Below are 12,448 nucleotides of genomic sequence, written 5' to 3' on the forward strand. Positions count from 1 at the left end.
CGAACGATGAAAAGCGTAGTGATTCAACAGCCGAACCAGCTGGTAATTGAAGAGCGTCCGCGCCCGGAGCCCGGCGCAGGGGAAGTCCGCGTCAAAATCAAGCTGGCCGGGATCTGCGGGTCAGACAGCCATATCTACCGCGGCCATAATCCGTTTGCAAAATATCCGCGCGTGATCGGCCACGAGTTTTTTGGCGAGATCGACGCCGTAGGCGAGGGCGTAGAACCGTCCCGGTTAGGGGAGCGCGTTTCGGTGGATCCGGTGATCAGCTGCGGGCACTGCTACCCGTGCTCCGTCTGTAAGTCGAACGTCTGCACCTCGCTGGTGGTGCTGGGCGTCCACCGCGACGGTGGCTTCAGCGAATATGCCGCCGTGCCCGCGAAAAATGCCTGGCGCATCCCGGATGCGATCCCGGATAAACACGCCGTCATGGTTGAGCCTTTCACCATTGCCGCCAACGTGACGAGGCAGGCTAGCCCTACCGAACAGGACGTTGCGCTGATCTACGGCGCAGGGCCGATGGGGCTGGTCACCGTGCAGGCGCTGAAGGGCGTCTATAACGTGAAGCAGATTATCGTCGTCGACAGAATCAATGAGCGGCTGGCTATGGCCCAGCGCAGCGGCGCGGACTGGGTGTTAAATAATGCCGAGCACTCGCTGCAGGCCGCGCTGGACGAAAAAGGCATCAAGCCGACGCTGATTATTGACGCCGCCTGTCATCCGTCGATTTTGCAGGAAGCGGTCACCCTGGCCTCTCCGGCGGCGCGCATCGTGCTGATGGGCTTCTCGAGCGAGCCGAGCCAGATAGTTCAGCAGGGCATCACCGGCAAAGAGCTGGCGATCTTCTCCTCGCGCCTGAACGCTAACAAATTCCCGGTCGTCATCGACTGGCTGGAAAAAGGGCTGATCGACCCGGAAAAACTGATCACCCATACCTTTGACTATCACCATGTAACAGACGCCATCGAACTGTTTGAAAAAGACCAGCGGCAGTGCTGCAAGGTTTTACTGACGTTCGGGCAATAACCCTACACGCGGTTAAGAGCCCGCGAAGACGGGCTCTGAGTGGTACGCATCTTCCCTTTTAGAGATAGCCATTATGACGCAAGCACAACCTCAAAGAACCACCTCCGATCTGGTGAAAGCCGCCGTCTCCGGCTGGCTGGGCACCGCGCTGGAGTTTATGGATTTCCAGCTCTACTCGCTGGGGGCGGCGCTGGTATTTCATGAAATCTTCTTCCCGGAACAGTCGGCCGCGATGGCGCTAATTCTGGCGATGGGAACCTACGGCGCGGGGTACATCGCGCGTATCGTCGGGGCCTTTATTTTTGGCAGAATGGGCGACAGCATTGGCCGTAAAAAGGTGCTGTTTATCACCATCACCATGATGGGGATCTGCACCACGCTGATTGGCGTGCTGCCAACCTACGCGCAGATCGGCATTTTTGCGCCCGTACTGCTGGTGACGCTGCGTATTATTCAGGGGCTGGGCGCCGGGGCAGAGATCTCCGGGGCAGGTACCATGCTGGCGGAGTACGCGCCGAAAGGGAAACGCGGCATCATCTCCTCGCTGGTGGCGATGGGGACTAACTGCGGAACGCTGAGCGCCACGGCGATCTGGGCCATTATGTTCTTTGCCCTCGACCGTGAACAGCTGCTCGCCTGGGGCTGGCGCGTGCCGTTCCTTGCCAGCGTTGTGGTGATGATCTTTGCCATCTGGCTGCGAATGAACCTCAAGGAGAGCCCGGTCTTTGAGAAAGTAAACGATGCAGAAACCGTGCAGCCGGACACCTCGCTGGGTTCAATGGTGAAAAGTAAATCCTTCTGGCTGGCGACCGGCCTGCGTTTCGGTCAGGCGGGCAACTCGGGGCTGATCCAGACCTTCCTCGCGGGTTATCTGGTTCAGACGCTTCTGTTCGATAAAGCGATTCCCACCGATGCGCTGATGATAAGCTCCATTCTCGGGTTTATCTCCATCCCGCTGCTGGGCTGGCTTTCCGACAAAGTGGGGCGCAGGCTGCCGTACATTATCCTCAATATCTCCGCCATTATTCTGGCCTACCCGATGCTGTCGATTATCGTCGATAAAAGCTATGCGCCGGGGACAATCATGCTCTCGATCATCGTTATCCATAATTTCGCCGTGCTGGGGCTGTTTGCGCTGGAAAATATCACCATGGCGGAGATGTTTGGCTCGCGGAATCGCTTTACCCGCATGGCTATCTCGAAAGAGGCGGGCGGTCTGGTGGCGGTGGGCTTTGGTCCGGTACTGGCGGGGATCTTCTGCAACATGACAGGCTCCTGGTGGCCGATCGTTGCCATGCTGGTGGCTTATTCCTTGATTGGGCTGGTTTCGGCGTTCCTTATGCCGGAAGTCCGCGACCGGGACCTCAGCGCGGCGGAAGATGCTGCGGAGGCCGCGCCGAAAGAGCGCGTGGGTTACGGTGCGGTCTCCACGCGACGCTAGCGGTTTATATCTTGCGTGACTTGTCACACAACTTTTTGTTTATGTCACACCACTTGAGCAAAAGTTAATATAAATCAAAAACTCAAACGGCAGTATCAGTATGGTTGATGGCAGTTATTTTTACCCCGACTGCCATTCTAGTTGGTGTAGTCAGCAGGCGCTGCCGCTCTGGACCGGGCGGCAGCGATCCACAGCTTTCTAATTAGCGAGTCTTAATCATGGAAAACACCTTATTACAGGCCAACGCGACGCTGCCTCAGTACGATCGCGACAGCCTTAAAGCACGCATTGTCCATTTAGGCTTCGGCGCATTTCACCGCGCGCATCAGGCGGTGTACGCCGACATCCTCGCGGCTGAACACGGCAGCGACTGGGGCTACTGTGAGGTTAACCTGATTGGCGGCGAGCAGCAGATTGCCGACCTGAAGGCGCAGGATAACCTCTACACCGTAGCGGAAATGTCTGCCGATGCCTGGACCTCCCGCGTGGTTGGCGTAGTCAGAAAGGCGCTGCACGCGCAGGTCGACGGGCTGGAGAGCGTGCTGGCGGCAATGTGTGAACCGCAGGTGGCGATTGTCTCGCTGACCATCACCGAAAAAGGCTACTGCCACTCTCCGGCAACCGGGCAACTGATGCTCGATCACCCGTTAATTGCCGCGGATCTGCAAAACCCGCATCAGCCGAAATCCGCGCCGGGCGTGGTGGTGGAAGCGCTGGCGCGTCGTAAAGCGGCGGGGCTGCCCGCGTTTAGCGTGATGTCCTGCGACAACATGCCGGAGAACGGCCACGTGATGCGCAACGTAACCTGCGCTTACGCCCGGGCGGTAGACGGCGAGCTGGCGGACTGGATCGAGGCTAACGTCACCTTCCCGTCAACCATGGTGGATCGCATCGTGCCGGCGGTCACTTCCGATACGCTGGATAAAATCGCACAGCTGACCGGCGTAAGCGACCCGGCGGCGGTGGCATGCGAGCCGTTCCGCCAGTGGGTTATCGAAGATAACTTTGTGGCCGGGCGTCCGGAATGGGAAAAAGTCGGCGCCGAGCTGGTTTCAGACGTGATCCCGTTTGAAGAGATGAAGCTGCGCATGCTCAACGGCAGCCACTCGTTCCTCGCGTACCTGGGCTATCTGGCCGGTTATCAGCACATCAATGAATGTATGGAAGACGAGCACTACCGCGTCGCCGCGCACGCGCTGATGCTCAACGAGCAGGCGCCGACCCTGAAAGTGAAGGGCGTCGATTTAGAACGCTACGCTGACCTGCTGATCGCCCGCTACAGCAACCCGGCCCTGCGCCACCGTACCTGGCAAATTGCGATGGACGGCAGCCAGAAGCTCCCGCAGCGCATGCTGGACTCCGTGCGCTGGCACCTGGTGCACCAGACGCCTTTCCCACTCCTGGCGCTGGGCGTGGCGGGGTGGATGCGCTATGTCGGCGGCGTGGACGAGCAGGGTAACGCCATCGACGTGAGCGACCCGCAGCTGGCGGCGATTCAGGCGGCGGTGAAGGGAAGTGCCGAAGGGGAAAACCGGGTTAACGCGCTGCTCGGCATTGAAGCCATTTTTGGAAAAGAGTTGCCGCGAGAAAAAGTCTTCACAGACGCCGTGATGAGCGCGTATCAGACGCTGCTGCAGAAGGGGGCTAAGACCACGGTGGCTGAGTACGCGTCACGCCTGTAATACAACACATGCCGCCGTTCTCGGCGGCATGTCGACGCACAATTTAGTGCATACCCAGACGAATCAGTTCAATTGGTTCGAACTTACCTTCGCATCCTTCCACTTCCACCGTTTTTCCACGGCGCACCTGCGCGGCATCCAGCCCGTCGCTGTGGATCGCCTTAATCACGCCGGTTTTGCCGGTGCCGCTAATCATGACGCGGCTGCCGGTGGTGATTGCATTGCGGTTACGGTCGTATGTCATCATGGTATTTTCTCCTCTCTAAACTATCCGTTACGGCGCTATTTCAGGTTTTGCCGTTCACGGGGCACTATAAATACGCCTGTCTGCCAGTCATGTTTTTGTTTTTGATCAAACTCACACTTTTTTCTTTATTTCGTGGGGCGCTGACGCTTCACGACAGCAATTTACAAAGCAGACCGTTATTTTCATTTATTGATAGTTTCAACGGGGAAGCGTTGAGGGTTGGTTTATATTCCCGATGTCATTCTGGGTGCAGGAAATAACCCTTCATCGGAATAAGGAGTCAGGCTTATGTATAAGAAGATTTTGATGCCTGTTGACGTGTTTGAAATGGATTTGAGCGACAAAGCGGTTCGCCACGCGGCTAACCTTGCGAAGGCCGAGGGCGCGTCGATTACCCTGGTCAATATTCTGCCTGCCAGCAGTCGGTCTCTCCTGCGCGGATTCAACGCCGATATTAAAAAGTTTGAAGAGTATATGAGCGCAGAATCCGGGAAGAAAATGAACGAGTTAAAACGACTGTTCGATATCTCCCCGGAGAATATTCACACCCTGGTTCGTTTTGGCAGCGTCCGCGATGAAATTATCAAGCTGAGCAAAGAAGGGGAATTTGACGTGATTGTCATCGGGTCGAAAAATCCGGGCATCACCACCCATCTGCTGGGGTCAAATGCGGAATCTATTCTGCGCTACGCCACAATTCCGGTGTTGGTCGTTCGATAATCACGACGCCGCCCTCTAAAGGGGCGGCAAATATCACTCTTCGCTAAACCACTCGCTATTTTCCTGACGAATAAGCTGCACGGATTCGCCGATCTCCTGCAGATGCAGCGTCATCGCTTTTTCCACCCCGTCTGGGTCGCGTTTTTCCAGCGCGCTGAAAATATCGTGATGCTGTCGAAGCAGCATTTCCGGCGGGGAGACGTGATCGAGGCTCATGTAGCGCACCCGGTCAATGGTGGCCTTGATGTTTTCGATGGTATCCCAGGCCAGCTGGCAGTCCGCAATTTGCGCCAGCTTCTGGTGAAACTCGTCATCAAGCTGGAAGAAATCGTTGAGCTGCTTACGGTCAATCGCAATGCGCTGCTGATGCAGGTTTTGCTCCAGCAGGTAACACTGGTTGTCATTGATAAGCGCTGCGGCACGGCGCACCACCGCGCATTCAATCGCCTGGCGTACAAAACAGCCGTTGCGCACCTGTGAGAGTGAAATTTTGTTTACGTAGCTGCCGCGCTGCGGGCGGATCTGAATCAGGCCGTTCTCAGCAAGCTTAATAAACGCTTCACGCACCGGCTGGCGGGAGACGTCAAAACGCACGGAGACCTCTTTTTCAGAAAGCGGTGTTCCCGGCGGGATCAGGCATTGGACAATATCGCGTCGCAAAATGCGATAGATTTGCTGGTTTACGGGCTGGGTGGGATTGAGTTGCGATTCAGCGGCCATGAGTTGTCATTTCTCAGAGAGTTAGCCTGAACATACTACCATTCTTTTATAACCCGAAACAGACCCGGCCCGCGGGCCGGGAAGGGCTTATTTAGCCACGATGGACGCTAAGTCCGGCAAAACTCTGGCTGACCGGCATCATTTCCACGGTATTGATGTTGACGTGTTTTGGCAGGGTCGCGACCCACCAGACCGCTTCGGTGACGTCTTCCGGCGTCAGCGCATTGGCGTTTTCGTAGGTTTTATCCGCTTTCGCGTCATCGCCCTTGAAGCGCACGTTGGAGAATTCGGTGCCGCCAACCAGGCCCGGCTCGATATCGGTGACGCGAATAGCGGTGCCGTGAAGATCGGTACGCAGGTTCAGGCTGAACTGGCGAACAAAGGCTTTGGTCGCGCCGTAGACGTTACCGCCCGCGTAAGGCCAGCTCCCGGCTGTAGAACCGATGTTGATAATGTGGCCGCGGTTGCGCTCCACCATGCCCGGCAGCACCGCGCGGGTCATATACACCAGCCCTTTGTTGTTGGTATCGATCATGTTTTCCCAGTCTTCAACGCTGGCCTTGTGGGCAGGCTCCATGCCCAGCGCCAGACCGGCGTTGTTGACCAGCACGTCGATGGCGCGCCACTCTGCCGGCAGGTTAGCAATCATCTCCTCAATGGCCGCGCGGTTACGCACGTCCAGCTGCGCGGTCAGGATGCTGTCTCCTAATTCTTCCTTCAGCTCCTGCAGGCGCTCCTGACGTCGGCCGGTTGCAATCACCTTATGCCCGTTGGCGACGAAGCGACGCGTGATGCTTTCACCAAAACCCGCCGTTGCCCCGGTAACTAAAATAATCATCTCACTGTTCCTCAACGCTTTTTGTGTTGTACTAACATAGCACGCCCGCAGAGGGTGCGTTAAGGCAACATTTGTATGACGGCGTTGCAGGCGATGGCGGCCTGGCCTACTCTGGGAAGATATCCGTTCTGAGGAGTGAAAGATGACGGCCAACAACCCCTTTTTTGACATCAGCCTGCTGCCTTACCAGGCCCCCCATTTTGAGGCAATCAAAGACGAGCACTATCGTCCGGCCTTCGATGAAGCGCTTCGCCAGAAGCGGGCGGACATAGACGCGATAGTTTCTCAAACCGCTGCCCCAGACTTCACTAACACCGTGCTGGCGTTAGAGAAAAGCGGCGTTATGCTCGCGCGCGTCAGCAGCGTTTTCTTCGCCATGACCTCCGCGCACACCAATGCCTACCTGCAGGAGCTGGAGGAGCAGCTCTCCACCGAACTTGCGGCGCTGTCGAACGACATCTGGCTGAACGACACCCTTTTCGCCCGCGTCGAGAGCGTCTGTCAGGACCGCGCCGCGCTGGATGCCGAATCCCGTCGGCTGGTCGAGGAGACGTACCAGCGCTTTATTCTGGCCGGCGCGCGCCTGAATGAAGCGGAAAAAGCCGAGCTGAAGGCGCTGAACACCGAGGCCGCGTCCCTGACCAGCCAGTTTAACCAGCGCCTGCTGGCCGCCAACAATGCGGGCGGGCTGGTGGTGGATTACGCGCACCAGCTTGAAGGCCTCAGCGCAGAAGAGATCGCTGCCGCGGCGCAGGCCGCCTCGGAAAAAGGGCTGAACGACCGCTGGCTGATCCCGCTCCTGAACACGACACAGCAGCCTGCGCTAGCCGCGCTGCGCAATCGGCAGACGCGCGAAAACCTGTTCAACGCCGGCTGGACGCGCACCCAGAAAGGGGATGAAAACGACACCCGCACATTGATCCTGCGTCTTACGGCGCTGCGCGCGCGGCAGGCCCGTCTGCTGGGCTTTGAGGATTACGCCAGCTGGAGCATCGCCGACCAGATGGCGAAAACTCCCGACGCCGCGCTGGCCTTTATGCGCGGAATTGTGCCCGCCGCGCGTGCCCGTGCAGAGCGCGAGCAGGCCGATATTCAGAAGGTCATTGATGACGAGCAGGGTGGGTTCACCGCGCAGGCCTGGGACTGGGCCTTTTATGCCGAGCGCGTGCGCCAGGCGAAATACGCCCTCGATGAATCGCAGATTCGACCCTATTTTGCGCTCAACACCGTATTGCAGGATGGCGTATTCTGGGCGGCCAGCCAGCTGTTTGGCATCCGTTTTGTGGAGCGCTTCGATATTCCGGTTTATCACCCTGACGTCCGCGTATGGGAAATTTTTGACCACACCGGTGAAGGCATGGCGCTGTTTTACGGTGACTTCTTTGCCCGCGATTCCAAGCAGGGCGGAGCCTGGATGGGCAATTTCATCGAGCAGTCCTTCGAGCTTGCTGCCCGCCCGGTGATCTACAACGTCTGCAACTACCAAAAGCCGGGTAACGGAGGCGTCGCGCTTCTCTCCTGGGATGACGTGATAACCCTGTTCCACGAGTTTGGCCATACCCTGCACGGTCTGTTTGCCAGCCAGCGCTTCGCCACGCTGTCCGGTACCAATACGCCGCGTGATTTCGTTGAATTCCCGTCGCAAATCAACGAGCACTGGGCCAGCCATCCTCTGGTGTTCAGCCACTATGCCCGTCACTACGAAACCGGTGAACCCATGCCGGACGCGCTGCGGGAAAGCATGCTCAACGCGACCCATTTCAACAAGGGTTATGACATGACGGAGCTGCTGAGTGCGGCGCTGCTGGACATGAACTGGCACGGCATCAGCGAGGCCGTGTCGAGCGTTGAAGAATTCGAAGCCGCGGCGTTGAAAAAAGAGGGTCTGGATCTGCCCGCCGTGCCGCCGCGCTATCGCAGCAGCTACTTTGCCCATATTTTTGGCGGCGGCTACGCGGCGGGGTACTACGCCTACCTGTGGACGCAAATGCTGGCGGACGATGGCTATCAGTGGTTTGTCGAGCAGGGCGGCTTAACCCGCGAGAACGGGCAGAAATTCCGTGAGGCCATTTTGTCTCGTGGCAACAGCGCTGATTTAGCCGAACTTTATCGTAGCTGGCGCGGACACGATCCGAAGATTGAACCGATGCTGGAGAATCGCGGGTTGAGCGCATAGCGTCACTTTTAGCTACGAAGAGAACCGGGCCTCGCGCCCGGTTTTTTTATAGGTCTGAAAGTCCTCAAATGGTCAAAAAAAGAACTAAAACTTACATTTATTAATGTTTTGAAATGCAGTTGCATTAAATGTGCTTAATTTTAGGCGCTTTTGCGAATCTCAAATTTATAATTCTCGCAACTTAATTTAATTATTTATACTGATTGAAGTACGGTCGTTAATTGCATATAAGAATCATCGCAAAAAGAGGGTTAATATATTTTTATTACAGCCTAAAGTATTAATTTCCTCTGCCGATTAGCATGGGTGTGGTCGTGGTGGGAACCTATTTCCATTACCCACAAAAAATAAGCCGTTATTAAAATTCATCTCCAGAAGATGAACCTATGCTAATTATTAAGGAAGAGTCATGTTTAAAAATCTCAACATCGGCACCCGGCTTACCATAGCATTTGGCGCAATTGTGGTTTTAATGTCCGTCGTCTGCGGGTTGCTCTATTTGAGCTTTGACAGAGTGACGGCCGTCAGCAAGCTCAACGTTCATAGCTATAAAGTGGTCGATAACCTTCGCTCCGTAACCGAAAACCTGATCAACATGGAAACCGGCATTCGCGGTTTTGCGCTCACCGGCAATCAGGACGTTCTTCAACCCTTCACGCAGGGGGATGAGAGGTTTAAAAGCAAAGTTGATGAAATTGCAGGGCTTACGCGTGATAACCCGTCGCAGCAGCAAAAATTAACCACCCTCTCCAGGCTTGAAGAAGAATGGAAAAGGTCATTTGCGCTGCCGTTAATCCAGCGAAGAGAGAGGGTATCCCGCGGGGGCGAAGATATGGATGCGTTCATCAGTAGCCTTGAGCGTAATACCGGAAAAGAGCAAATGGACGCTATGCGGGGCGTTATTCAGCAAGCGCTGAACGACGAATACAGCATTATGGCTGAACGTCAAACCCGACTGGCTGAAGAACGCTTCCGTACGCGCATGATGATAATCCTGGGAATGATTGCGGCGGTTTTCACCGCGCTGCTGACGGGCACACTGCTGTCGCGCAGTATTCTCCGACCGCTAAAGCAGGCCCTGAATACGGCGAACACCATTGCCGCCGGCGATCTCACCTCAACCATACGTATTACCCGGATGGATGAAACCGGCACGCTGCTTGCGGCTCTGGACAACATGCAGACCCAGTTGAAAACCCTTGTCACTGAAATCAAAGAGGCCGCGACGTCGGTGGATCTGGCTGCCGGGGAGATCGAGCAGGGCAATATGGAGTTATCGTCTCGTACCGAGGAGCAGGCAGCGGCGCTGCAGCAGACTGCCGCCAGCATGGAGCAGCTGACGATGACCGTTCGGAACAATACCGAGGTCGCTGAGCATACGGCAACGTCAGCAAGAAAGACGGAAGCACTGGCACGCGAAGGTGAGTCTGCCGTGGGCGAAATGAGCGAAACGATGCAGAATATCTCGGCTAACGCGCTGAAGATAAAGGAAATCACCAGCGTTATAGAAGGGATAGCTTTCCAGACTAATATTCTGGCGCTTAATGCGGCGGTCGAGGCTGCACGTGCCGGTGAGCATGGTCGCGGCTTCGCCGTGGTGGCGACGGAAGTCAGAAATCTCGCTCAGCGCAGCGCAACGGCTTCTAAAGAAATTGGGGCGCTAATTGAGCATGCCGTTGAGGATGTCGATAACGGTGTGTCGGTGGCATCCAGAACGGCAGAGACGATTTTGCGGGCCGCGAGCAACGTGGCTACGCTGGCAGAAACCATGGACAGTCTTTCAATGGCTTCGGTTGAGCAAATGCAGGGCATCATGCAAATCAGCGCTGCCGTCACCCAGATGGATGGCGTGACGCAGGGTAATGCGGCGCTCGTTGAGCAGTCCGCTGCGGCATCGCAGGCGCTGACCGAGCAGTCCAGGGCACTGAAGCAGATGACGGAAAACTTTGCTATTTGAGCGGCAAAGCATAATGAAAAGGTAAAGCTCCGGCGTTTAAAACGCGAATTTTAATCAAACCAGCAACGAGGGCGCCTTAATAAAAAGGGGCGTCCTCGTGAATAATAAAGAAAATAGCCGAGCGCCAGTGACAATTTAAAAATACTGACTACGATTTCGTAAAACGAAAAATTTAAAAGGAGTTTCTGATGGCGATTGCTGTGGTGACGGTTTTACTTTTCCTGCTGATGTTCCCGGCGGCTATTCACATTTTGCTACAGCTCGTCGGAGGCTGGTGTGACGCGTAGCCTCCCTGGTTAATCCGGTCTTTTGGTCCGTCATCTGATTTTCAAAAAGCAGCGCTAGGCTACATTTTTAATTTTATTGTACGATCGTCTGGACGCGGGTCATTGCGAAACGCGAGCCGGATAATTCACAGGCAGGAAGTATGTCTCTTCGTTCGCTGCGGGCGTTATGCCTGACAAGTTTTTTCATTGCGGATGTCCGTGATGGCCTTGGTCCTTTTCTCGGTATCTTTCTTACTGAGCGACACTGGACCCCCGATGATATCGGCTTACTGATGACGGCCGGAGGGCTGGCGGGGTTACTGGCCACATTACCGGCGGGGGTTATTACCGACACCTCCAGGAACAAACGCGCCTTGCTGGCGCTGCTCTGCATTTTGATCACCCTGAGCACGCTGCTGCTCTGGTTTAGCCAGCAGACCGGCGTTGTCGCCGTCTCACAAATGGTCACCGGCATCTGCGCGGCGTTTGTCGGGCCTCTCGTCGCCGGGATTACGCTGGGCCTGACCGGCCAGCGCGGGTTCAGCGCGCAGATGGGCAAAAATGAGGCGTTCAATCACGGCGGCAATTTTGTCACCGCAGTGATAGCAGGCGGCATTGCCTGGCACTGGGGCGTCGGGGGGATTTTCCTGCTGATGACCTGCACGACGCTGCTGACGCTCTGCGCGCTGCTTGCCATCCGGAACGGGGATATTGATAACGATGCGGCGCGAGGGCTTTCATCTTCAGGTAACGTTCCTGTCCCAGGCTTCGCGGTGTTAATTAAAAACCGGGCGCTGTTTGTGACCGGGCTGACGCTGCTGCTGTTCCACCTGGCGAACGCCGCACTGCTGCCGATGCTGAGCATGAGGGTGGCCGCGGCACCCGCCTCGATCAACCCTGGCCTGTTCGCGGCAGGCACCGTTATCATCTCGCAGGCGGTGATGATCCCCGTTGCCATCTGGGTTGCAGGCCGAATAGAACGTTACGGCTACTGGCGCCTGATTATGCTGGCTCTGCTGGTTATGCCGGTGCGCGCGGCGCTGGCAGCAATGACGGACGCGCCGCTGATGATGATCCCGGTACAAATTCTCGACGGACTGGCCGCCGGGATCCTGGGGGTCGTGGTACCGTCGTTTATCGTGGTGCTATTGCGCGGGAGCGGGCACGTCAATGCCGGGCAGAGTGTGGTGATGCTGATGCAGGGGGTAGGGGCATCCATGAGCCCGGCGTTAACCGGCACGATTGCCGGTCATTACTCCTTTGCGGCGGCATTCAGCGTGCTGAGCGCGATTGCGCTGGCGGCCGTCCTGCTCTGGTGGCGCTTCGCACACCGGACCTGGGAAACAGACAGCATGCCGGGTGGGGCATAGCCGCC

10 protein-coding genes are annotated in these 12,448 nt (G+C 56.5%); 7 read left to right on the forward strand and 3 right to left on the reverse strand.

The features are described 5' to 3' along the window. Positions 1-6: 6 nt before the first annotated feature. The 3 genes from USG84_RS04655 to USG84_RS04665 all read left to right on the forward strand — a co-directional run bounded on the left by USG84_RS04655 (position 7) and on the right by USG84_RS04665 (position 4,149). On the forward strand, positions 7-1,026 hold the full coding sequence (locus tag USG84_RS04655; RefSeq protein WP_151413839.1) for a Zn-dependent oxidoreductase: 1,020 nt from the start codon (positions 7-9) through the stop codon (positions 1,024-1,026). Between the two features lie 73 nt (positions 1,027-1,099). After that, positions 1,100-2,467 (forward strand): MFS transporter, encoded by a 1,368-nt coding sequence (locus USG84_RS04660; protein WP_151413838.1) that lies wholly within the window; start codon positions 1,100-1,102, stop codon positions 2,465-2,467. A 218-nt stretch (positions 2,468-2,685) separates the two neighbouring features. Beyond that, positions 2,686-4,149, forward strand: a complete 1,464-nt coding sequence (locus USG84_RS04665; RefSeq protein ID WP_151413837.1) for a mannitol dehydrogenase family protein — start codon at positions 2,686-2,688, stop codon at positions 4,147-4,149. Positions 4,150-4,192: 43 nt separating this feature from the next. Here the strand turns inward: USG84_RS04665 and ydfZ are convergent, their stop codons facing one another. Further along, positions 4,193-4,396 (reverse strand): putative selenium delivery protein YdfZ, encoded by a 204-nt coding sequence (ydfZ, locus tag USG84_RS04670; RefSeq protein ID WP_028013008.1) that lies wholly within the window; start codon positions 4,394-4,396, stop codon positions 4,193-4,195. Between the two features lie 288 nt (positions 4,397-4,684). On the opposite strand from ydfZ, the gene USG84_RS04675 reads away from it, so the two are divergent. Then, positions 4,685-5,116: a universal stress protein gene (locus tag USG84_RS04675; protein WP_151413836.1), complete on the forward strand. Its 432-nt coding sequence runs from the start codon at positions 4,685-4,687 to the stop codon at positions 5,114-5,116. A gap of 33 nt (positions 5,117-5,149) precedes the next feature. Here the strand turns inward: USG84_RS04675 and USG84_RS04680 are convergent, their stop codons facing one another. Then, positions 5,150-5,836 (reverse strand): GntR family transcriptional regulator, encoded by a 687-nt coding sequence (locus USG84_RS04680; protein ID WP_151413835.1) that lies wholly within the window; start codon positions 5,834-5,836, stop codon positions 5,150-5,152. 91 nt (positions 5,837-5,927) lie between these two features. Then, positions 5,928-6,674, reverse strand: a complete 747-nt coding sequence (gene ydfG, locus USG84_RS04685) for a bifunctional NADP-dependent 3-hydroxy acid dehydrogenase/3-hydroxypropionate dehydrogenase YdfG (RefSeq protein ID WP_151413834.1) — start codon at positions 6,672-6,674, stop codon at positions 5,928-5,930. Positions 6,675-6,816: 142 nt separating this feature from the next. On the opposite strand from ydfG, the gene dcp reads away from it, so the two are divergent. The 3 genes from dcp (at position 6,817) to USG84_RS04700 (ending at position 12,443) form a co-directional block, all read left to right on the forward strand. Then, positions 6,817-8,850 carry a peptidyl-dipeptidase Dcp gene (dcp, locus tag USG84_RS04690; protein WP_253541811.1) on the forward strand — a complete coding sequence of 678 codons (2,034 nt, stop codon included), beginning with the start codon at positions 6,817-6,819 and terminating at the stop codon, positions 8,848-8,850. A gap of 409 nt (positions 8,851-9,259) precedes the next feature. Continuing rightward, positions 9,260-10,807, forward strand: coding sequence for a methyl-accepting chemotaxis protein (locus USG84_RS04695; protein ID WP_151413833.1), 1,548 nt, complete (start codon positions 9,260-9,262; stop codon positions 10,805-10,807). A gap of 427 nt (positions 10,808-11,234) precedes the next feature. Beyond that, on the forward strand, positions 11,235-12,443 hold the full coding sequence (locus USG84_RS04700) for an MFS transporter (protein ID WP_061098334.1): 1,209 nt from the start codon (positions 11,235-11,237) through the stop codon (positions 12,441-12,443). Positions 12,444-12,448 lie beyond the last annotated feature (5 nt).

Source organism: Enterobacter sp. 168J2 (assembly GCF_034107265.1).
In the GTDB taxonomy this organism is placed as follows: domain Bacteria; phylum Pseudomonadota; class Gammaproteobacteria; order Enterobacterales; family Enterobacteriaceae; genus Enterobacter; species Enterobacter nematophilus.

What these genes read in the sequence shown, in the direction of transcription:
- USG84_RS04675 (WP_151413836.1), top strand. Translation starts at nt 4,685, where the DNA reads ATGTATAAGAAGATTTTGATGCCTGTTGACGTGTTTGAAATGGATTTG.
- USG84_RS04660 (WP_151413838.1), top strand. Translation starts at nt 1,100, where the DNA reads ATGACGCAAGCACAACCTCAAAGAACCACCTCCGATCTGGTGAAAGCC.
- ydfZ (WP_028013008.1), bottom strand. Translation starts at nt 4,396, where the DNA reads ATGATGACATACGACCGTAACCGCAATGCAATCACCACCGGCAGCCGC.
- USG84_RS04665 (WP_151413837.1), top strand. Translation starts at nt 2,686, where the DNA reads ATGGAAAACACCTTATTACAGGCCAACGCGACGCTGCCTCAGTACGAT.
- USG84_RS04700 (WP_061098334.1), top strand. Translation starts at nt 11,235, where the DNA reads ATGTCTCTTCGTTCGCTGCGGGCGTTATGCCTGACAAGTTTTTTCATT.
- USG84_RS04680 (WP_151413835.1), bottom strand. Translation starts at nt 5,836, where the DNA reads ATGGCCGCTGAATCGCAACTCAATCCCACCCAGCCCGTAAACCAGCAA.
- USG84_RS04655 (WP_151413839.1), top strand. Translation starts at nt 7, where the DNA reads ATGAAAAGCGTAGTGATTCAACAGCCGAACCAGCTGGTAATTGAAGAG.
- dcp (WP_253541811.1), top strand. Translation starts at nt 6,817, where the DNA reads ATGACGGCCAACAACCCCTTTTTTGACATCAGCCTGCTGCCTTACCAG.
- USG84_RS04695 (WP_151413833.1), top strand. Translation starts at nt 9,260, where the DNA reads ATGTTTAAAAATCTCAACATCGGCACCCGGCTTACCATAGCATTTGGC.
- ydfG (WP_151413834.1), bottom strand. Translation starts at nt 6,674, where the DNA reads ATGATTATTTTAGTTACCGGGGCAACGGCGGGTTTTGGTGAAAGCATC.